The 21,941-nt window shown below is 41.8% G+C and carries 13 protein-coding genes; 6 read left to right on the forward strand and 7 right to left on the reverse strand.

The features are described 5' to 3' along the window. The first annotated feature begins 3 nt into the window (after window positions 1-3). Entirely contained in the window at window positions 4-972 is a 969-nt protein-coding gene (locus IM797_RS17245; protein ID WP_194128402.1) for a family 43 glycosylhydrolase, read from the forward strand. Window positions 973-1,036: 64 nt separating this feature from the next. On the opposite strand, the gene IM797_RS17250 is transcribed toward IM797_RS17245, so the two are convergent. The 7 genes from IM797_RS17250 to IM797_RS17280 form a co-directional block, all read right to left on the reverse strand. Further along, window positions 1,037-3,223: a DUF5703 domain-containing protein gene (locus tag IM797_RS17250; protein WP_194128403.1), complete on the reverse strand. Its 2,187-nt coding sequence runs from the start codon at window positions 3,221-3,223 to the stop codon at window positions 1,037-1,039. A 114-nt stretch (window positions 3,224-3,337) separates the two neighbouring features. Further along, the gene (locus IM797_RS17255; protein WP_194128404.1) at window positions 3,338-4,798 is read right to left on the reverse strand and encodes a BACON domain-containing protein; all 1,461 of its coding nucleotides are present in this window, start codon (window positions 4,796-4,798) and stop codon (window positions 3,338-3,340) included. A 53-nt stretch (window positions 4,799-4,851) separates the two neighbouring features. Then, entirely contained in the window at window positions 4,852-6,120 is a 1,269-nt protein-coding gene (locus tag IM797_RS17260; protein WP_194128405.1) for a glycoside hydrolase family 99-like domain-containing protein, read from the reverse strand. Between the two features lie 40 nt (window positions 6,121-6,160). Next, window positions 6,161-8,176 (reverse strand): SusD/RagB family nutrient-binding outer membrane lipoprotein, encoded by a 2,016-nt coding sequence (locus IM797_RS17265; protein ID WP_194128406.1) that lies wholly within the window; start codon window positions 8,174-8,176, stop codon window positions 6,161-6,163. 10 nt (window positions 8,177-8,186) lie between these two features. Next, complete coding sequence (locus tag IM797_RS17270; RefSeq protein WP_194128407.1) at window positions 8,187-11,564, reverse strand: SusC/RagA family TonB-linked outer membrane protein; 3,378 nt, start codon at window positions 11,562-11,564, stop codon at window positions 8,187-8,189. Between the two features lie 408 nt (window positions 11,565-11,972). Then, window positions 11,973-13,238, reverse strand: a complete 1,266-nt coding sequence (locus IM797_RS17275) for a sugar MFS transporter (protein WP_194128408.1) — start codon at window positions 13,236-13,238, stop codon at window positions 11,973-11,975. A gap of 21 nt (window positions 13,239-13,259) precedes the next feature. After that, window positions 13,260-14,000: a ThuA domain-containing protein gene (locus IM797_RS17280; RefSeq protein ID WP_194128409.1), complete on the reverse strand. Its 741-nt coding sequence runs from the start codon at window positions 13,998-14,000 to the stop codon at window positions 13,260-13,262. Between the two features lie 222 nt (window positions 14,001-14,222). Here IM797_RS17280 and IM797_RS17285 point away from each other — a divergent pair, with 222 nt between their 5' ends. From IM797_RS17285 to IM797_RS17305, 5 genes are all read left to right on the forward strand, one after another. Then, window positions 14,223-14,816, forward strand: coding sequence for a hypothetical protein (locus IM797_RS17285; protein ID WP_194128410.1), 594 nt, complete (start codon window positions 14,223-14,225; stop codon window positions 14,814-14,816). A gap of 66 nt (window positions 14,817-14,882) precedes the next feature. Continuing rightward, window positions 14,883-18,239, forward strand: coding sequence for a glycoside hydrolase family 2 protein (locus tag IM797_RS17290; RefSeq protein WP_194128411.1), 3,357 nt, complete (start codon window positions 14,883-14,885; stop codon window positions 18,237-18,239). Window positions 18,240-18,360: 121 nt separating this feature from the next. Next, the gene (locus IM797_RS17295; RefSeq protein WP_194128412.1) at window positions 18,361-19,863 is read left to right on the forward strand and encodes a DUF5010 domain-containing protein; all 1,503 of its coding nucleotides are present in this window, start codon (window positions 18,361-18,363) and stop codon (window positions 19,861-19,863) included. Window positions 19,864-20,026: 163 nt separating this feature from the next. Next, the gene (locus tag IM797_RS17300) at window positions 20,027-20,623 is read left to right on the forward strand and encodes an RNA polymerase sigma factor (RefSeq protein WP_194128413.1); all 597 of its coding nucleotides are present in this window, start codon (window positions 20,027-20,029) and stop codon (window positions 20,621-20,623) included. Window positions 20,624-20,674: 51 nt separating this feature from the next. Beyond that, window positions 20,675-21,940: a FecR family protein gene (locus tag IM797_RS17305; protein ID WP_194128414.1), complete on the forward strand. Its 1,266-nt coding sequence runs from the start codon at window positions 20,675-20,677 to the stop codon at window positions 21,938-21,940. Window position 21,941: the final 1 nt, after the last annotated feature.

A 21,941-nucleotide genomic window follows, 5' to 3' on the forward strand; every position in this document is an offset into this window, starting at 1 on the left:
TTTATGAAGAATTTACTTTTCGCAACTTCTATTTTTGCCGGCCTCATACTTTCAGGTTGTTCCTCAAAAAAATCAATTTATAAATCGGAAGGAAATCCTATTGTCAGGCATATGTTTACGGCAGATCCTTCTGCCCGTGTTTGGAAAGACGGCCGTTTGTACGTATATCCCTCTCATGATGTGGATCCACCGCGTGGATGTGATCTGATGGACCAATATCACGTGTTTTCAACTAATGACATGGTCAACTGGAAAGACCATGGCGAAATTTTACGCGCTTCCCAGGTTTCCTGGGGGCGTAAAGATGGTGGGTTTATGTGGGCTCCCGATTGTGTATATAAAAATGGCTTGTATCATTTCTATTTTCCTCATCCAAGCGGAACAGAATGGAATAAAACCTGGAAAGTAGGCGTGGCAACTAGCAAAAAACCTGCTGGTGATTTTGTAGTTCAGGGCTATCTGGAACTGGGCAATGACAATTTCGCTATGATCGATCCCTGTGTCTTTGTAGATGACGACGGTCAGTCTTATTTTTACTACGGTGGTGGTGACCGTTGTGCCGGTGGCAAATTGAAAGACAACATGAAGGAACTGGCGCAACCTTTAGTCTTTATGGAAGGTTTAAAAGATTTCCATGAGGCTACCTGGGTATTTAAAAGAAATGGTATTTACTACCTGACCTATGCGGATAACCATAGAGAAAACGGTAAGGGGGCAAATCGTTTGTGCTACGCGACAAGCAAGAACCCATTAGGGCCCTGGACTTACGGGGGTATTTACCTGGATCCTACAGGTTGCGATACCAGTCATGGTTCAGTAGTTGAATATAAAGGCCAGTGGTACGCATTTTATCACAATAGCGCACTTTCCGGAAGGGGAAACCTGAGGTCTATTTGTGTGGATAAATTATATTTCAATCCAGATGGAAGCATACAAAAGGTACAGCAAACGGGAAAAGGTATTCTAAATTAAAGGGTGTTCGTATTCATTATAAAAGCGCCTAAATCATAGATTCAGGCGCTTTTTTTTTAAGAGATTACTTGGTTTGGTCCATCAGATTAATCACATCTTTTAACCTTGCAGCAGGACTAACTTTCAGATTACTGAGTTTACCATTCTTTATCATACCCTCAACTGTCGTTTGGTAAGGTGCGTGCAATTTAAAATCTACATCCCATTCTTTCGGCCATGCCGGAAACAACAGGATTTTTTTGCCTTCTGTTTGCATCAACATCTCCTGCAAGCCATGCTGGGCGCAACCGCCATTGTCCTGATCCGGTGCATAATCGTTTGCAGCGGCCCAAAATGCAGGGAATTTAAGCTGCGCATCTTTACGTACAAAATTGAAAGCGACATAAGTTTTAGCGATGTTTGTTAAGCCTAAAAAGGCTGCCTGTATGGGATCCTGCACCCAACATCCCTTTTGGGTTTGCTTTCTTTGATTAAAGCTGTTTACTGCCAGGTTTAAATCAGGTTTGTCTATTCCATACAGCCTGAATGGATAAATAGCGTAGAGCTCGGGATTTTCGCTGTTGCGGGGTTTAGCCGTTTGCTCTCCTGTATAGGGCAACAGTACCTTCTGATTTTTATCCATACCCACAGGTAATTCCGGAAGCTCAGATTGTAGTCGTTTCCAATCTTTTCTGAATTGTTCAGTTGTCAGTTCAGTCGATAAAGCAAGCATTCTGGAAGTGATGGCGCGCAAGCCGGCGATATCCGGTGCCGGATTATGTACTTTCCAAAACTGTTCAATTGAGTTAACCGGATCCAGCAGTAATTTTCCCTGCTGGTCACGGCTAAAATGTTTATCATAAAACTCCAGACCTTGGGAGGCTACCGGAAGCAAGAGTTCCTTTACAAATTTCTTATCTCCTGTAAATTCATAATAGTCCAGCATCATCATGCTCAACTCCAGAATTGGTGTGAAATAATGCCCGGTCCAGTCTTCCTTTACTTCCGGCCCCCAGTACTTCAGACTACCCCAAAAAGGAGCGGTCTCAGCCAGGTAAGACCCGCCGTGTTTGTAAAACTCCTTAATTTGCTGCTGATTGTTAATTGTTGCCTGCGCGTACATTTTAAAAAGCGGCATCATCATTTCAAAGTCGCCTTCTTTAAGCATTGGCCAATACATCGGGCGGGTGTTTTGGAACCAGTATTGCCCGCCCCATCTGCGGTAATCGGCATTTACACTGATAACCTTGCTCCCTTCTTTCAATTCAGGATTATCGACTACAAAAATGGAACCATTGAACTTGATGGGGTAGGCGCCTCTGGCTGAACATGCTGAAATGAAGCGTTGTAAAACATAACCTCTGGTAACATCGCTGGCCTGTTTATCTCCTTTAATGTAAATCCAGCTGCGGTTCCAGAAATTGTTCCACCATTGATTATGTGCCAACTGTGTTTTTACAAGGTCTTGCTTGTCCACTTTTTGAACTTGCTGATCCAATGCCGATTTCCAGGCAGCAGATGTTGGTACCTGGGCAGTTAAGGGATAGATAGAGATCAGGTGTTTGTCAGATGCCCCGGATTGCAATGTTGTGTCGTTCTGTTGTACTAAGCCCTCGCCCTTGATCATTCCGCCAAAAGTTAAGTTGGCCACATGCGGTTCTACCTTAGGTCCATTGCGGTGATACCATACTAGCTGATTGGATTTGCCGGTCAAGACTGTGTCGCCGTCACGCTTTTTGCGCCAGTTTTCTAAAGTTACTTTAGCCACCAGGGGAGTTTTACTTTTTTCTTCTATGCGTATGACAGGATTGTTGGCGTCAACCCAAATCCGGAGTTGTAACCCATTCTGATCAGAACCTTGTTTAATTTCGATCAGGCCCTCAGCAAGTTTTAGTGTTTGTAGAAAAGGGGCGCCATTATTGAGTAAATTGGAGCCAAATGAAACCCGGACAGCAGCCAGTTTCAGCAGGCCTTTCGAACCTTTAACATCGGGTCCCCAGGAATCTGTTTTGCCGATGTAAAGCATCAGGTCCCCATTTTTTTCTACCCAAACATTGAGGCCAATGTCACCATTACCTATGGGCATGGATTCAGCAGATGTTGGCCCGGGCGTATTCCATTCTACATTATTGCTATTGAGCGACTGCAGTATTTCCGGTTTTAATTTATTGATATTTGCTGATTTTTTTAATTGTTGTGCGGATACATGGAGGGCAGATGTCAGTATAAAAATTCCTATGAGTAACTTGTCGTATCTTTTGATTCTGGTCATAATGATGTTTCTATGAAGATTGGTAATTAAATAAAACGACTTGTAAGTAGTGCTCACAAGTCGTTTTGGTTTAATGAAGATGATCAAACTCTTTCGAGATGATGCATCTCCTGGTTATGGACAGTTAGTAAAACCAAATCCAGGGTTTTGAGGGCATATATTTGTGAAATTCCAACTTCCTTTTTTAGGATGGCTTAACAAATCTGCTGGAAGCGGGCCAGTAAAATTGTTCAATTTTAACTCCAGTGATCCCAGATTAAGCATTTTGCTGAAAACATTAGCTGGAATGGGCCCGGTGAAATTAGAGGTATGCATCTGAAGCGAAGTTAATTTGGTCAGATTTGCAAATTCAACCGGAATGGTACCCGTTAAACCAGATCTGCTTAAAGTCAACTGGCTCAGATTTGCCAGATTACCCATTGTTGCCGGGATTGTTCCGGTTAGTTGCTGGTTGTTGTTGTTCATGTCAATGGTTACCACTTCACTTAAGAAACCAATTTCAGGTGGTATAGGGCCTTTAAGGTTTTTACCACCAAAATTTAATGCTTTTACGCGGTCCACACCATTTACTTTTGCTACGGTTACACCACTCCAGCTTGCTGCTGCTGTGGCCTCTGTTAAAGCAGCGGTGATGTTCCATTTTGTGCCTGTCCAGTTGGCTCCACCCATTGTATTGTATAAAGCAATTAGGATTTGTCTGTCCAGTTCATTACCTGTTGGAATACCTGTCTGTTTCACATTAACCACAACATTAATAAGGCCATAAGTAATTGTAATGGTTCCGCTTTGGTCCATGAAATTGTTTTTGGGTGCAGTAACAGTCAGTTTTCCTCCGTCTCTAACTGCTGTGAACCAGGTTGTTTTCTCACTTATTTTATAGGTCCAATCCTGATTGGTTTGAACATCTAAAACAAAATTACCCCCCTCTTTGGTGAACTGCACATTTTTAGTGTTGATATCGAACTCAACTGTTCCTTTTTGAGTCACAGTAATGGTTTGGTTAAAAATTGGAGAATCGCCATTTACTGTAACTAAGCCAACACGTTCACCTTGATTGGGATTGGCAATAGCAATCAGTTTGACCTGGTTACCTGTAATTTCCCAGGTTAACCAATCTGCTGCTGAACTTAAAGACCAGGTCATATTGCTCTTGATTTCTATTGCTGCATTGTCGCCAGGGTTTAGAAACTTTAATGCAGTCTTGTCAACAATCAGGGTGGGAGTGTTTCCGTGTTGTTTAATTACAATGATTTTGCTTAAGCTTTTGTCAGCACTGCTCACTTTTATCTTGGCTACACGATCGTATAAACTTGCATTCTCCGACATGGTAAATTCTGCCTGATCACCTTTCTTAACTACGCTGAACCAAGGTTGCTCGGCCAGCGTTTCCACAGTCCATTCTATGTCTCCGGACACGGTTACAGTCGCCGTTCCGGTCTTATCCGTATTTAGAAATTCATATAAATCCTTTTCAACAGTTAGGGTAGGTTTAGCTGGTCCCTGATTGGTATCTTTTGAACAATTAGCCATCACCACCATCAGGAGTAACAGGCTGAATATTAATGTTCTTCTCATCTTTTGTTTGAATTAAACTGGTTAGCTTGTTTGGGTTTAATTGTGCTTATTCCTTACTTAACTTTGAATTCTTCACGCACGATATCCAGGTATTTAGTCCCGTAGCCATCTCCGTAATCTACTTTTGTTGGCTCAATTTGTGAATCCCATTGCCAGTTGTTCATAGACTCGACGAATACCATACGGTTGTTCCCTAAATTCATTTTCGCAACATTACACCGCTCTCTGAAATCACTTTCTTTTTTTCTAACCGTGGGACTACTGTAGTCTCCTGAAGCGTTGATGTATCCAGTGTATGCAGGAGAGACAGAGGGAACAAAATCAATCCCAAAATTCTTAGACAGGTAATCTTTATTCAATTTGTAATTTTCGTTGATTAAGCGGCTCAGTAAGTAAGTTCTGTCCCAGCCGGTGGCACCACCACCTACATTACACATGTTATCCATGGTAACGGCATCTACTTTACCCTGGTTAAAGAAATACTCAAAACGTGCTGATGGGGTCCATTGTGATTGACGGGCAACGATGTAAACATCTTTTCCTGTTTGTTCTTTAATCACCTGGCGGATATTGTCATAAACCTTTTTACTGTTTTCTGTATATAACTTGTCTGGTCCTATAAATACCAGAACCGGGCGCCCCTGATAATGATAATAGGTTTGGTCGCTGAAATACATGGAAATTCTTTTCAGGAAATTGTACAAACGTTGTTCACGGGTAATGGTGATGTTCTGTCCGTTAACATTGATTACAGTAGGAGCAGCAGCTTCCAGAAGTGCTGTATTGAGTAAACCTGCACAGAAATTTTGTATGTCTACTGAGATGGCATATTTCATGTCACCCATGCCTATAGAGGGTATGCTGAAGTTATGTTCAGCAAACATATTTACTATTAATGAATCATTGCCATTCAGGTTACCAGGAAATAAGGCGTTGGCATTTTCCTTAACTGCAGGGGTGATCAAGAAATCAATTTTGGCCATTTTAGCCCATTCTACAATCTGCTTTAGCTTTTCAGCGCCAACAGGAGTAGGTTTTACTTCATAACGTCCCAATTCTGGCTGAACATATGGTCCTATTTTTCCGGTACTGACATCGTATTTTTCTGTGATTCTTGTCCACTTCACTTCGTCACCGATCAAAGCCGAGGCCGGGTCGTAAACATAGGCACCTACCGGGATGTCATTGGTTACTGCAATCTTTGGAATCTCATAGTTTAATGGGTAATCATCAATAGACGGAACTTTGTCTTTTTTACAGGAAGTGGCCAGAAGTGCCAGTGTCAATCCTGTTAATACCATGCTAATGTTTCTTTTCATCATGATTATTGCTATATAGATAATCTGTGTTTTTTCAAAATTGTTAAGGGATATAAGTCTTTAGCAGCGACCTGAAATTGTAACTGAAAGCCTTGGTTAAAGCGAGGGTTTCATCGGTTTCTCCGGTCATTCTTTTCGCGGTTAGCACAACTTCCTCATAGGTTTTGCCATATTTCTTATTGAAGTATTCGCAATTCGGTTTGATGATTTTGTTACCTCCGTATGTTCTGTCTGCGAATATGAGGTCGGGATTCAATTTTGTAAAACCCAGGGAAGTATAAATGTTATCTCCCCATCTGTTTGCCCTATAATATGGACTTACTGCTTTTAAGTTTTCAATTCCGCGGTAATAGGCTTCTGCATTTTTAGTTTGTTCTACAAGTGGGTAGATGAAACGTTCAGTCCAGTAATTGTAAACAGGATTGTAGCCTTCAGCATCGGTACCTGCGCCATTGGAGAAAAACGGCGGGAACCGGAGTACGCGGGTTCTCCGTTCCAGGTTCCAGCCCTCCAGGCAGTTTAAATAGTCTGCAAAATAGCGTTGTTTGTAAATTTGCTCCAGGTGATTTTCTCTGCCACCTTTTCCCCTGATATTGGCGCGGTAAAGGATTCTCCTGTCGGCAAATCCTTTACCATCTGTGTTCCATTTGATGCCATTTTGTTTCATGTAATCCTCTACTGTTGAAGACATACCGTATTGCGCAAAGGAAGCCTTGATACCCAGTTCGTAATTCTGTTGTGCTTTTCCTTCCGAGCCAAACAGCATTTCAGCTTCGGCTTTAAGGAAATAAGCATCCGCCCAGTTAAGCAATACCATACTGGCGTTTTCCTTCACAAAATCAGTTTGTACAAAGGAGAAATTATAAGGACTATTTTTACTGCCGAGGGGATCACTATAACGAAAATCCCTTCCAGGGATGAAGGCCCATTCCCAACCCGAGGCCAGACTGTTTAATTCGGGAAGCGGAACGTATGGCATGGCATAATCTACCAATACGGAATCTACCCTTGAGGCATTCAGGCCATCTGCCTGGTGCGCTGCGTAAGTAGGGCAGTCTTTTTGTGTGCAGAACTTGAGGTGCTGGCGTGTTAAGGTATCCGTGTATAACATAGGCTTAACTCCCGTTGGAGCCATTTGATTCGCTTTCATTGCATAAGCGCCTATTCTGGGATCATTATAAGAAAACAAGTATGTCGCGAAATATTCGCCCAGGGCAGGGTACGTCATTTCACTGAAACTGGTGTTGTTCTTGATAAAGCGGGTATAGTAATAAGAGGCGCTCAGGGATTCGTCTGAGCCCCATTGCAATTTTACCATATCGTCCAGGGAGGAAATGAGTTTGGTATCATCGTTCATTACCGCAGTGGCGTGCGTTCTTGCCAGATCCAGGGATAAGTTCTGTGCATGTAAAGCCACATTTAAGCGTAAGGTATTGGTAAATTTTTGCCATTTCAGGATGTCTGATTTTCCAAAAGTGCTTCCACCAAATACAGGGTCACGAAGTAACAGGTCGTTTGGATAAGCTTGAGAAACTGCATACAAGTCACCAGCATCTTTCAGGTCGTTCAAAATCTGGGTATAGATCTCCAGTTCTGAGTCATATCTGAAGCTGATTTTTGTTTCGCCGGCAACTGCCAGGGCATCACTCATCGGGACGCTGCCATAGATGGAGGCTAACATGTAGAAAACATATGATTTCCAGGTTTTCACCATAGCCAAACGGTTGGCATATTCCTTTTTACCGGTGTATTCTTTTTCCAGTTTGAGCAGGTCGCGAAGAATACCCACATAAAATTGATTGAAATAATTATCTCCTGTGTCCTGAGAAGGGTTTGTCGCAAAACCAACTACGGCATATCTGGAAAAATTCATTAATTTGTTGAAACTCAAATCCTGTATCAATCTCATGGTACGAACAACGGTACCAGCGAAAACATCATTGACTTCAACTGTGTAAATTTTGTTCTTGTTTCTGTTTGTTTCTTCAAAATCTTTGGTACAGCTTTGAAAGACAGCGCCTAAGAAAATGAAAGATACTATATAAGCTAATTTTTTCATCGTAGTAAGTTTAAAATGTTAGTTTAACATCAAATCCCCAGGTCGCCATTGGTAAACTGAAACCACGCTCAAATCCTTGTGCATTTCCCGTAGTAGAAGTTGCCTGAGGGTCAAGGCCTTTAGGTGTGTTTTGATATAAGATGGCTACGTTACGTCCCACTAAAGCCACTCTGGCACTTTTAACAGGTGTACCTTTAAACCATTGGTTTTTTAAGCTGTAACCAACCGTTACCTCTCTTAGTTTAACATAAGAGGCATCGTAAATGTACCTGGCAGCACTGGAAGCATTGTTGTGCGTCCAATGGTCCATTGGGGAAACCCAGGCCATGGAAGGCTTTCCCGCCCAAAATGGATCAACTGCAGATGGATCATAGACTGTATTGCCCAATTGAACACCCTTCGGACGCCATCCATCTGGATAAGATACATAGTTTTGAAGGTAATTGGCTCCGGGTTTTACGGTATTACCAGGCTGAAGAAATCCTCTCCGTTCATCACTATTCTCTCCCAAGATCAATTCGGAGACCAGCGCATCATATCGCCCGTTTAAGGATTCTACAGTATTGCCGTCAATACCACCTCTAAATGCAGTATATGACCACACTTTTCCTCCAGATTGAAAGTCCATCATAAAGCCCAGGTCAACTGGTCCAACTCTGAAGCTATTCTGCCAGCCTCCAAACCAACGGGGCTGGATAGATCCCAAATATTGATCTGGCAGATAAGTTGGTTTTCCATCCATGCCAACATAAATTGATCCTTCACTATTCCGTTTATAATCGTTACCGTAAAAAACACCGTATGGTTTACCTACTTCGGCAAAAAGCTTGATGTTGTCGCCACTACCCATTTCATATCTGGTTACCCCATCATTCAGGGAAAGAACTGTTGAGTTATTTTTAGCCCAGTTGAAAGAGGTATTCCAGTTGAAGAATTTTGTTTTGATCGGATTAATCATCAATGAGATTTCAAGTCCGGTATTTTTAATCTCGCCGGCATTGATGATGGTTCTCCGGTAACCGCTTGCTGGTGGCGCATCTGCTTCGACAATCTGGTTATTGGTGTGCTTGTTGTAATAGGTCACATCAGCGTTCACCCTACCATTCCAAAGTTTCATTTCCCCACCAAACTCCCATGACTGTGTTTGTTCTGGTTTAAGGTTCGGATTTTTGAGTACATCCTCTCCGGTAAAATAGGGAATCCCCTGGAAAGAGCCATCGTTACCTCTGTAATATCCGCTATAAAGTCTGTCAAACCCGGTATCATTTCCGACCTGGGCAAAAGATGCCCGGAGCTTAAGAAAGGAAAGCACCTTTTTGTCTATTTTAAGGGCATCGGTCACAACCAGACTGCTGCTAAATGAATAGTAAAAGTAGGAAGGATTGCTTGGTGGTAAAGTACTTGACCATTCATTTCTTGCTGTAGCTTCTAAAAATGCCCAGTTTTTGTAGCCAACATTACTCATCATGAATATGGCTTGTTTGTCTTTCTTCTCCGGCTCTTCTATTCCGCCCAGAATTCCCTTGGCGTTGGCCAGACTTTTCAGATCTGGTGTGATGAGCATGATTGCTTTGTCAGAAATTTTATCTGCTCTGATTTTTTGCAATGAGGCGCCCAGATTGGCATTGACATTAAAATCTTTCTGAATTCTCTTGTTAAAAGACAATAGACCATCATAGTTATTATTGGTGGCAGTGCGGTTCCATTTATTGTATTCACCATCCACATCAAAAGGGCTGTACAGATTGGTAAAATCCCATCCTTTTCCCTGTTGCATTTCAGTTGAAGCACGCAATCTAAATTTAAACAGGTTATTGATTCGCACGTTTGCGGTCAGGTTTCCAGAAAATGTATTCTTATCGTCCTGGTTTGCAGTTTCATTCAGTAACCAGTAAGGGTTTACAAAACCATTGAAGTTAAATGGTGTACCACCAAGCTGTTTCCAGGGTACCAACTCATCGTAAGAAGCATCTCTTGGCAGGTTGGCCATGACATACAATGGATTTCTATTGGAAGCATTCCGGAAACCTCTATTGTCTGTATTTTCGTAAACATATCTGATGTTGGCGTCAAAATCCAGGAAGTCTGTAACCTTTGCTGTACTTCTCAGGTTAAAGTTATGCCTGTTCATGATGTTGAATTTTTCCAGGATGTCATCAGACTTTTGTCCGGTGTAGGAAAACCTGAAACTCATGGCGTCGGTTAGCTTGTCTACCGAGAAACTATTGGTAATGGTATTCGAGGTTTTGTACATGTTTTCAATGGTCTGCGGTTGTGGTATATATTTCTTGACTACACCATTTCTGCCTACAATATCAAATCCCAGCATGGGCATACCCCATGAACGCTGGTCTTGATTTCCCATATTCGGATTCCATATGCCATAAGGTAAATCCGGATTGAAATTGACACCGTTGTTTGAATTTCCATAGTAATTCATTCCCTCTCTTTTAAAAGCGTTACCTTGGCCAGCACCGTAAATATTCTGGTAGGTAGGGAAATTATAAAGGTGTCCGAACATGGCATTAAAAGCATAACTAATGCCAAGGCCCTGTTTCCTGCCGGCTTTTTTAGTAGTGATCAGGATTACACCGTTTGCTGCATCCGAGCCGTATAAAGCAGAAGCATTTGCTCCTTTCAACACCTCAATGTTTTCAATTTCGTCAGGATTGATATTATTCACCGGGCTGCCATAATCCAGATCTCCGTTTTCTCCTGATGCATTGAGTACTGGAATTCCATCAATTACAAATAACGGTTGGTTGTTACCGGTGAGGGAGTTGTTACCCCGTAAAACTACCCGTGTGGATGCACCCGGGCCGCCACCAGAGATAATCTGCAAGCCTGCAACCTTACCGGAAAGCATATCTAATAAACTGGTTCCCCTGGCTTCCGTCATGGATGTTGGGTCAATATTCTGTCTGCCGTAGCCCAGGGATTTAGCCTCTTGCTTAATGCCCATAGCTGTAACAACCACTTCATTCAGACTTTTTGGGTCTTCCTGTAGTGTAACTTTTAATTCTGCATCCGATTTAATACCTATTTGTTGTGTAACGAAGCCTATATAACTAATTCTTATGGTAGAATTGATGCTCGTATTGATTTTGAATTTTCCATTGGCATCGGTTAAGGTATTTTTTTTGGGATCTGTTGACCCCACGATGCTGATCGAAGCGCCAACAATTGTCTGCTGACTTTTGTCGGTTACTATGCCTCTAACAGTAATTTGCTTATCCTGTGCGCTTAAGGTTCCTGATAATATCATTAAGAGCAAGAGCAGGTGATACTTAAATATCCCTAGATTGAGTTCCATCAAATTATAACCGGATGCTATAGCTTTACTACAACAATGGGCTTCGTCCAGAAAGGATCGCTTAGAGGTTTTCATGAAGTTTGGTTTATAATTGGTTAATAGTTGCGGGACAGGCCTGTTCAAACTTAGTAATTAGCCATTATCAATTGGACTTGTCTATTGATTTTAGTTTGGCTATTTTTCAAACTGGCAGTGTTCCAATGATTTATTTTTATAAATATTTACCTGTTGTGTTTAATTGATGACTTAATGCAATCGGTCCATCAACTGAACAGGTACAGAACCTGGTTAGTGTTTCCGTGTAAAATGGGTAGTAATTTTCCATCATTGAAATTTTAATTGTGTTTAATTTAGTTATTTGGTTATGTAATGGGATTGGAGGACTTCGCCTTTGAATCTTTTATAAATTACGTCTGGGCCGATTAATAAATCCATAATAAAGCATTAATACCGCCCGACTATCGCTTTAAAATGAAATTAAATTCAATTATTTTCAATTATGGAAGGAACAGGTACAGTGCCGGGTTGTTTTTTCGTTTTTACACGCATATAAATAACCAGGCCCGCAAATGCCAGGATCAACAGCACCGGGATAACAAGGGTTGCCTGTAATACCTCCGGGCCAGCCAGATTTTTAGCACCTGCTATCGCCACCTCAGATGCCTCAGCGCCCGGCGGCAGATGTTTCAAAATCAGTTGATCATAAAATCCCCCCATAAAAATGGTATAGACAGACACTGCAAACATCCCTGCACCACCCATCAGGTTTAAACCCAATGCTCCGGATTTTGGAATGTTTTCTGCTACAAAGCCAATCATCGTAGGCCAGAAATAGCAGACGCCAACGCCAAAGATGACGGCTGCAAAGAAAACTGAATTGCCTGTAAAAGTACTGAGCATATATAAGCCTGCAGCAGCAAATACTGCCGAAAAGAGCAATACCCCCTGAGGTGCGAGTCGGTGTACCACTGGTTCGGCAAAAGCCCGGCCAATTACCATAATGCCAGTGGTTAGTGTAAGTAATAAAATGGCATTGTCTGTTACATTTTTGAGCAGCATCCCAATCCATTGCCCGGTAAACAATTCTGTAATAGCGGTGCCGAACATACAGATAAACATGAAAATGAATAGAGGGGACAGAACGGCTTTATACATATCGGAAATGGTATATCCCGAAGAAACTCTTTCTGTAACCGGGAAGTCTAATTTAGAAAACAGGTATCCATATACCAATGTGGGAATTACCATCATGGCCACCTGAATTTTCCAGCCTAGTCCTACATGTATGAATAAAGTAACCAATAAAGTGCCGATCACAATACCACCTGGAAACCACAAATGAAAGTAGTTTAAGCGTGTAGTTTTATTCTCGGGATATAATGTTGCGATCAAAGGATTGCAGGCTGCTTCTACCGTTCCGTTGGCAATGCCAATTAATAAGGTAGAAAAAAAGAGTGTCCAGTAACCCTGGGCAAAAATCGTCAACGCAATTCCGGCAAGGTGAAAAATGAAGGCCATAATCAACAGACGCTTCATGCCGATCACATCTACGATAAAACCCCCAATAACAATGGCTAAGGGAAAGCCCCAGAATGCAGTTGCGGTAATGGTACCAAGCTGGGAGGCATTTAAGTTAAAGTCGAGGGCCAGCTGGTTCATCATTCCGGCCCGTATACCAAAAGAAAGAGAGGTCACCAATAAGGCCAGGCAGCTTGCCCAGAACAATTTAGTTTTATGAATTTGGAGCATGATGTAAATTTTAAATATGTATTATTTTTTCAGGCCCATTGCGTATTTAATTCCGCCCAATAAATGCTGAAGAAAAAGGGGCTCACTAAACGATTCTTCAGTATGGCCAAGGCCGGTATAGAATGCCCTTCCACCATCATATTCGTGATACCAGGCAATGGGATGGTAATCGCCCATTTTGTTTTTCCCGGCATCATAGCTTTTTTCATCTATAGCGATGAGCACTTTGAGGTCTTTCGAAACATTTCTGAAATTGTACCACTCATCTTTTCTTTTCCATTGTTCAGGCAGGTGTTTTGTGGCGATGTGCTTACGATCCGTTACATTTAAAACAGCTTCTTGCTGATTGGGGTGGCCAGCAAAATAAGCACCGGCCAGATTTCCATACCAGGGCCAATTATATTCGCAGTCGGTGGCACTATGCACACCTACAAACCCTCCACCGGCCTGGATGTATTTTTCAAATGCAGCTTGCTGCTCATTGTTTAGTACATCCCCGGTTGTACTTAAAAAAATAACGGCTGCGTATTGCTTAAGATTTGCCGGTGTGAAGTTTGCTGAATTGGTGGTGCTGTCTACGTCAAATTTATTGGCCAAGCCTAACTTTTGGATGGCATCAATTCCCTGCTTAATGGAATTGTGGTGAAAGCCGAGCGTTTTACTAAATACAAGGACCTTTTTCTTACGGGCATAAATTGAGGCATTGCTGAGGATCAGAAAACTGAGCGTCATTAGCAAGGCTAAAATAATTGGTTTCTTCATACATTAATCAATTTGGTTTTTCTTCTAATGTAGAATGGGCTGATTAAAATTGTCTTAATAATAACTTAACAGGATGCGATTATTGGCTTTTTTAAAATATTTACGCAATCGATGGTTTATTAATGAATTATTATGTTTTTTTTAATCGGTAGAATTGAATTTAGGGTAGCGGATCATCATTATCGATCGATTCGTTTTAAACCAACCAAATCAAATATAAACATGATGAAAAAAATTTTTACCTCAGTTTTGCTATTGGCTGCCTGCGCTTATGCGAATGCACAGAAAGTTCAAGTATTGGATCGTTGTGAGTCTTTAGGCGAGAAACCTACGCAGTGGTATAGCAATGGATCCCAGACCAAATTAAGTGAAGACCACAAAGAAGGAACGTATGCGATTAGTGCAAAGACGGAGAAGGCCGAACGGCTAAGGAAAATTTACGGACAGCCATTCAATACTGGTGTTACCAAAGACAACGGTTATATCGCTTTCTGGCTTTTTGTGGAAAGACCAGAGTTGTTAAATGGAAATGGACAATTAGCCCTTTCAAGTAATGCTTCAGCAGATAAGGACGCTTACGGTTATCCTTTTGGCGGCTTGAAGATCGGTTCAACCAAACTTGTTGCTGGCTGGAATCATGTAATCGCGCCTTTAAGTTCCTTTAAAGATATTCATGATCAACCCAATTTGACAGCTATCAATTATTTCAGGATTTTGCTTTACAATGAAAAAGATGATTTAACTGCTCAGGAAATTAAAATTGACAACATTCGTTTCAGCACAGATAAAGCCCAATTAGAAGCTTCTGCTAAATAAAAATATACTTTGTCAACAAACTGAATGTATAGATTGCTGATGCCTTTTGATGTAAATTAAATGAAAATGATAAAAAACAAATTAAGTGGGGCTATTGCCCTGCTTATTTTTCCTTTTGTAGGTTACACCCAGGACAAGAGTAAAACCTTTACTGTAGAATTTGCACCAACAGAAAATTTGGTTAAGCCGGCGGAAAAACCTTACCGGCAAGAAATCTGTTTAAACGGATCCTGGCAATTTCAACCAGTAGATTTGCCTCAGAATTTTAAAGAGGGTATAGATCCTACACCCAAGCTTACAGATGCAAAAACCGGTAACTGGGAAAAAACACCGATCAGAATTCCTTCTCCATGGAACGTCAATAGTTTTGCCGACAAAGATGGTCAAGGTGGAGATTTCAGAACTTATCCCAGCTACCCGAAAAGCTGGGAAGGTGTAAAAATGGGTTGGCTTCGCAAAACTGTGAATGTCCCTGCGACCTGGAAAGGTCAGCGGATTTTACTTCATTTTGAAGCATTGGCCGGAGATGCGAAAATTTTGCTGAATGGAAAAGAAGTAGGGCAGCATTTTGGGATTTTCCTTCCATTCGATGTCGATGTGACTGAAGCTGTTGCTTTTGGTAAAGAAAATGAATTGACCATAGGGGTAAGAAAACCTTCTCTGTTTGATAAACGAAGTGATTATGGGCGCAGAACTTATCAAGCTGGCTCATTCTGGGGACAGCATATTGCCGGAATCTGGCAGGATGTTTATCTCTTGGCTGTGCCAGAAATCAGAATCACTGATGTATATGTGAAACCATTACTGGATCAGAATAAACTAGAAGCTGAGGTTATGCTGATCAATACTACTGCTCAGAAAAAAACAGTCACCTTAAACGGAGACGTATATAAATGGATTTCTAAAGCAGGTAAGGATGTTTTAAATGCTCCTACGCCAAGTTCTACTTTAGAAACTAAATCAGCATTGCGTATTGCTGCGGTTTCAGTTGAAGTACCGGCTAAGGGGACAGCAAAGGTAACGCTGTCTGCATTAGTAAATGGTAAGCTGAATACCTGGGGTCCTACGGCGCCAAATTTATACGGCTTGGTAATTAAAACCAGTGCTGAAAGCAAAGTTGTAGATAGCAAATATAGTCGTTTCGGCTGGAGGCAAACTGCCCTGAAAGGCGGAGATTTTTTACTGAACGGAAAGCCTTTTGTGATGAAAGGAGATTCCTGGCATTTCATGGGTATTCCGCAAATGACACGCAGATATCCTTACGCCTGGTATACCGCCATGCGCGCTGCGAATTTAAATGCGGTACGCCTCCATGCGCAACCTTACCCTTCATTTTACCTGGATGTAGCTGATGAAATGGGTATCCTGGTACTGGATGAAACTGCCGTTTGGGCAAGTGATGGTGGACCTAAATTGGATGATCCGGCTTATTGGAGGGATTCCGAAAATCATCTTCAGGAATTGATTCTGAGAGATAGAAGCCACCCGAGTGTAATTGGATGGAGCATTTCTAACGAAGTGATGCCAATTGTTCGTGGCGTAATGCGAAACCCTCCGGGCATGAAAGAAAATTTGGTTAAACATTATACAATTTGGGCGGACATCTGCCGTAAATTAGATCCTACACGTCCCTGGATTTCCGCGGACGGGGAAGATGATGGGGAAGGTCATTTACCTGTCTACCTGGTGCATTATGGTGGCAATGAAGCAATGAACAGCGCTCAAAACAGCGGGAAAGCATGGGGAGTAGGAGAAGCTGGTAACGCTTATTACGGAACACCAGAACAAGTCTCAGAAAGCAATGGAAACCGCGCTTATGAATCATTTGAAGGCCGAATGGAGGGCGTTGCTGCCTCTTCTTATGCCTCATTGGTTGCTCAGGCAAAATATAAAGCAGCCTACCGCAGTGTATTTAACCTGGCATGGTACGGCCTTAAGCCACTTCCTTTGGGACTAAAAGATAAAACAAAGGCGCCTACTTTAACAGATGGCATCTTTTTTACTTCTTTTATTGAAGGTAAGCCTGGCGTGCAGCCTGAGCGCCTTGGGCCATATACAACTACGCTAAATCCTGGGTATGATAGTGCATTGCCCTTGTATGAAACCTGGCCATTGTTTGACGCGATCAGAGATGCAAGCGCTGACCCGGTCAAACCTACCAAGTGGACAACTGTAAAAAAAGTTGAAGAACCAGTTTTAGCTCCCCAAGCAGTTAAATCTGTAAAAATCATAGGTGGGAACGGTAGCACATTGGCTTTGAAACTGAAATTAATCGGAGTCAATACAGAACGGATAAACGAATCAGAAATTCCAGCTTTGTTGATCGTAGATGGTGCCAACCCACCGGGAGTTAATCAGTTAACCTTAATTAATAAAGTGTATGCTGAGGGAGGAACCGTTTTGGTACTTAATCCAACAGTAGAAAAGCAGAAAGAACTCAACGCGATTTTACCAGCAAAACTAGCGCTTAACAATCGTGTAGCCTCCTCTTTGTTACCTGTGGTAAAAGATCCTGTGACCTTCGGACTAACCGCTAAAGATCTTTACTTTTCTGAGCTAAAACCATCAACGGCAGTGACCAATTGTCTTGCCGGACCAATTGTTGAACAAAGTGTGGTTTTACTTAAAGCGAATGATACGGATTGGCAAAAGTGGAATAAACAAGCCGAGTATGCCAAAACAGCAATGATTTTAAGAACGGAATTGGAAAGTAAACCATCTGGCGCTGCTTTGATCAAAAAGGAAATAGGTAAAGGCAGGTTATTGATTACGACACTTTCTGTAGAACCAAGGACTTCAAAAGCGGAGCATGTGACCAGTACTTTGTTGAGTAACCTGGGCTTAAGTCTAAAAAAGATCAACCAAGACGGCAAACCCGTACTTAAAACCGGTGGAATCGTTTCTGGATTGATGCTGGGGAGTTTCCCGATTGCTTCTGTAAATGAGGCCGGAGAAAAAGAGATTTTAGATGCCAACTCCTTAGGTAAAGTGACAGAAGATAGCAAAATGCTGTCCAAAAGCTGGACGAAAGTCAATAGTGAGAACGGAATGTTCGATCTGAAAAAACTGAAAATGGAAGGGCCAATGCAGGATGCTGAAGCTTACTTTAGTTTTTGGGTATTCAGTCCCAGACCTTTGGATGATCTTTTGATTGAACCCAATATGCCTGTAGTAGATTTAGAGGTATCTGTAGACGATGCGGCCAAAATCTGGCTTAATGGCAAGCAGGTCGCTAAAAACATAAGAACAGGTCCAATAGAAGGAGGGAAAACTGTTGCTCATGCCCTTAAATTTCACCAGGGCTGGAACCAGATTGTCATCAAGGTAATTCAAGGTGGTGGTAACTGGCAGTTTAGCGGCCATTTTACTTCGAGTCAGCCTGAGTTCCTTTTTGAAATGGATTCGGCCTTACAAGCACCATAGTGTCAGGATCAAGTTCGTAGAGAATTTGATCCTGATTTATTGCAAGGGCCAGCATCACCAATCAAAAGAGGGCTCATTTTTCAACACTATCCTAAACTTTACTAACCAAATATTTTAAGCGATGAAAAATACAATCTTAATGGGTTTATTATTGACCCTGTTTTCTTTTTCTGCATGCAGAAAGACAATAGAACAAAATACGGTCAATCAGCTGCAAACAGCAACGGCCAGGGCGGGTACCTTAGTCAGCAACGCTACAGGATATCTGGGCGTTACCCTCTGCTATAATGGGGCAGAACGTGCTGGGGGTGCACAATATCCGTATAACAAATCTTTCTTCTTATCCAATACAACCGAAGCCGAATGGTGGGACAATATGGTGGAGGAAGTGGCCGCGAGCGGTGTTGATTATATTGCACCGATCGATCGTGGATTTATTGCAAGTTACCCCAATATAGATGCAGGTGATCCAAATAAGCTCGCCAATTTATGTGCTGCTATGGATAGGCGGGGCTTAGGAAATGCTTTTAAGATCGCCATATTTGATGATACACCGGCTTCCTGGACGGCCAACAGAAATAAAGACAAGGGAAGCGGATACGGGTATAATCCACCATTTGATTGTGCCGATACCACCAATTACAAATACATCTGGGATTATAACATTAAACTATGCTTTGAGAAAGTACCAGATGCCAAAAGGTTTAAACTAGATGGAAAGCCAGTGATCATATTCTGGAGCGCCAATGCGCCTTTCCTGACCAATCAGGCAGGCAATTTAAAACCTATTTTGCAATACATCCGGACCAAATGTCTGGCGACATTTGGTTTTACCCCTTACTTGATTGTGGATCAGTCCTGGCTGGTTCGGGATGTTACCTGCAATGACCCATTGATTGTTGACGCTGTTCACAATTGGTTTGTGCCGCCTGGTTCATGGTCATTAAGGACATTTAACAATGTGAAAATCGGATGTGCTGTGCCTCAGTTTCAATATTCCGGTATCTCCAGCTACATTAATCCCAACCATGGGCAAACATTGATTACTGGCTTGGAAAATACAGTCAATGCAGGTGCGAAATTAACCTTAATAGAGGGTTTTACTGATGCGGCGGAAAGTGCTGCATTATGGCGAAGTAACGACACTCTTTATTACGATTATCCAAATCAACGGATTAATATTTTACGCAGATATACCCAGCAGGCTTATCCAGCAACCTTAAAGCTGGAAGCCGAAGCCTGTGATTATTTCTATGATGTTACTCCAGGTAACAACGGAATATTCCGCAACGGAAATATTGATGTTGTCAAAACCGCAGATGCCGGTGGAGGCTGGCATGTGACTGCAGCCCAGGCTAATGAATGGTTGGAATGGAAGGAGATACCGATGGTGCCGAACTCTAAATATCAGATCCGGTATTCATCCAGTCAACTTACAACGGTTAAAATTTCAATAGATGGCTTAGATTTACCTGCTGTAAGCCTGCCCATTACAGGGAATGGTGTTTGGTCTACTTATGATATTGGCTCAAAAGTGTTTGCCACTAATAGTCTGCATACATTAAGGATCACTGTTGTTTCTGGTATGTGTAGTGTAAACTATGTAAACCGGGCAACATTATAATCCCGAGCTAGCTAATTTCAACCATTTTGAATCTTTATGTTTAGATATCTAAGCATAAAGATTTTTTTATGTCAAATTTGCTCATCTTCATTTCTGAGTGTAAAAATCAAAAATAATTAGTTACTATTGCCCATAGTTTAGAGAATATTACGCAGGCATTGCTATGGTCGATTATAAGTCATTAAGTGATCAGGAACTCACTGAATATCTCAGAGACGGAGATCATCTGGCATTTAATGAGATTTACAAACGTTACTGGAGAACCTCGATTAATGCAGCTTTTCAACGCCTTAAATCAAAAGAAGATGCAGAAGAAGTGGTACAGGATGTTTTTGTGAATCTATACCTGAGAAGAAGTCAGATTCAACCCAAATCATCACTGGAAGCTTATCTTAAGATTGCAATTAAATATCGGATAATAGATGCTTTCCGTTCGCAGAAGCTAAAAGAGAGTCACCTGGAAAGTGTAATGGACCAGCAGGAGCATTTACCTTTACAACCTGATCAGGAATTTGAATATAAGGAGTTGCGTGAAAAAATTAGAAAGGCTGCGGATCAATTGCCTGATAAATGCCGGGAGGTTTTTTTGATGAGCAGATTTGAACAATTGTCCAACCAGGAAATTTCTGAACGTACCGGGATTGCCGTAAGCACAGTAAAAAAACACATGCACAAGGCGCTGACTATTTTGCGTAAAGATTTTAAAGACCAGCAGATTGATGTACTGGCTGTCTGTTTGCTCATCTTCTTGAGTTCTTAATTTTTAAATTTAATTCACTGTATTTCAGTATATTGAATAATATTTTGCTTAATGCATAGAACACTTGCGTTTTTTGTTCGTGTACTTAATAATATGGGGAGCAATAAAAGAGATCAGGAACAACAGCTATTGGAAATCATCGCACGATCAAAGCGTAATGAAGCCAGTGCGCAAGATTTACAAAAACTGGATCAATGGTACAATTCCTTTGAAGAGGCCCCTTTATATACAGATGGCATGTCCGCAGACGAGGAAGAAAAAGCCATGAAAATGCTGCTCAACCGGATTCATCACGTGATTGATCCAGAAGTAAAACCTGTAATAGGGTACCAATCGTGGTTTACCTATAAATGGGTAGCTGTTGCAGCTTTAATCCTCTTGATTTCGGGAATGGCGCTGCGCTTTTATCTGGATGCAGCTCAACCGGATCTGGACCAGTCAATTTCCACCGTGAACAATATTTTGCCAGGAACAAATGCGGCTACTTTAACCTTAGCAGATGGTAGGAAAATAAAACTATCTGAATCAGCGAACGGGAATCTGGCTAAAGAGGCCGGCGTTGTTATTGTCAAAACTACTGATGGTAAATTGGTTTACGAGGTTCAAAATGCTGCGGCAGAAACAGATCAGATCAATACAATTGCTACAACCATAGGCGAAACCTACCAGGTGCGCTTTTCGGATGGAACTGCCGTTTGGCTTAATGCCGCTTCATCTTTGAAATTCCCGGCAAAATTTTCTAAACGCTCATCCAGGGTTGTGGAGCTAAATGGCGAAGCTTATTTTGAGGTGTCTAAAGATAAGGCTCACCCATTTATTGTAAAATCAAAAGACCAGGAGGTGACGGTACTGGGCACGCATTTTAATATCAACAGTTATGCAGATGAAAATAACACCAAAACTACTTTATTAGAGGGCAGTGTTCGCGTTACAAATAGGGCCATCATGCAAGGAGGAGATCCCGGCTTGCGCCGGGATGAAAGGAAAGGTAATGCTGAGGTGCTGTTAAAGCCAGGCCAGCAGTCATTACTAGACCATACTTCCATCAAAGTTGCTGAAGTGCAGACAGATGATGTCATTTCCTGGAAAAATGGAAATTTCATGTTCAATAACGAACCAATGGACGTGGTTATGCGCAAGCTTTCCAGATGGTATCCCATTGACGTGAAATATAGCGATCCTTCAGTGAGAAATATTAAGTTTTTCGGAACGGTAAGTCGTTTTGCTAATGTAGCAGCGGTTTTGGAAATGATCGCGTTGACAAAAGAGGTGAAGTTTGAGGTAAAAGGAAAAGAAATTACAGTAATCAGGAACTGAG

Origin of the sequence: Pedobacter sp. MC2016-24 (assembly GCF_015223055.1) — a bacterium.
Taxonomy (GTDB): Bacteria; Bacteroidota; Bacteroidia; order Sphingobacteriales; family Sphingobacteriaceae; genus Pedobacter.

What these genes read in the sequence shown, in the direction of transcription:
- IM797_RS17255 (WP_194128404.1), bottom strand. Translation starts at nt 4,798, where the DNA reads ATGAGAAGAACATTAATATTCAGCCTGTTACTCCTGATGGTGGTGATG.
- IM797_RS17245 (WP_194128402.1), top strand. Translation starts at nt 4, where the DNA reads ATGAAGAATTTACTTTTCGCAACTTCTATTTTTGCCGGCCTCATACTT.
- IM797_RS17305 (WP_194128414.1), top strand. Translation starts at nt 20,675, where the DNA reads ATGCATAGAACACTTGCGTTTTTTGTTCGTGTACTTAATAATATGGGG.
- IM797_RS17290 (WP_194128411.1), top strand. Translation starts at nt 14,883, where the DNA reads ATGATAAAAAACAAATTAAGTGGGGCTATTGCCCTGCTTATTTTTCCT.
- IM797_RS17280 (WP_194128409.1), bottom strand. Translation starts at nt 14,000, where the DNA reads ATGAAGAAACCAATTATTTTAGCCTTGCTAATGACGCTCAGTTTTCTG.
- IM797_RS17275 (WP_194128408.1), bottom strand. Translation starts at nt 13,238, where the DNA reads ATGCTCCAAATTCATAAAACTAAATTGTTCTGGGCAAGCTGCCTGGCC.
- IM797_RS17295 (WP_194128412.1), top strand. Translation starts at nt 18,361, where the DNA reads ATGAAAAATACAATCTTAATGGGTTTATTATTGACCCTGTTTTCTTTT.
- IM797_RS17285 (WP_194128410.1), top strand. Translation starts at nt 14,223, where the DNA reads ATGATGAAAAAAATTTTTACCTCAGTTTTGCTATTGGCTGCCTGCGCT.
- IM797_RS17270 (WP_194128407.1), bottom strand. Translation starts at nt 11,564, where the DNA reads ATGAAAACCTCTAAGCGATCCTTTCTGGACGAAGCCCATTGTTGTAGT.
- IM797_RS17300 (WP_194128413.1), top strand. Translation starts at nt 20,027, where the DNA reads ATGGTCGATTATAAGTCATTAAGTGATCAGGAACTCACTGAATATCTC.
- IM797_RS17250 (WP_194128403.1), bottom strand. Translation starts at nt 3,223, where the DNA reads ATGACCAGAATCAAAAGATACGACAAGTTACTCATAGGAATTTTTATA.
- IM797_RS17260 (WP_194128405.1), bottom strand. Translation starts at nt 6,120, where the DNA reads ATGATGAAAAGAAACATTAGCATGGTATTAACAGGATTGACACTGGCA.
- IM797_RS17265 (WP_194128406.1), bottom strand. Translation starts at nt 8,176, where the DNA reads ATGAAAAAATTAGCTTATATAGTATCTTTCATTTTCTTAGGCGCTGTC.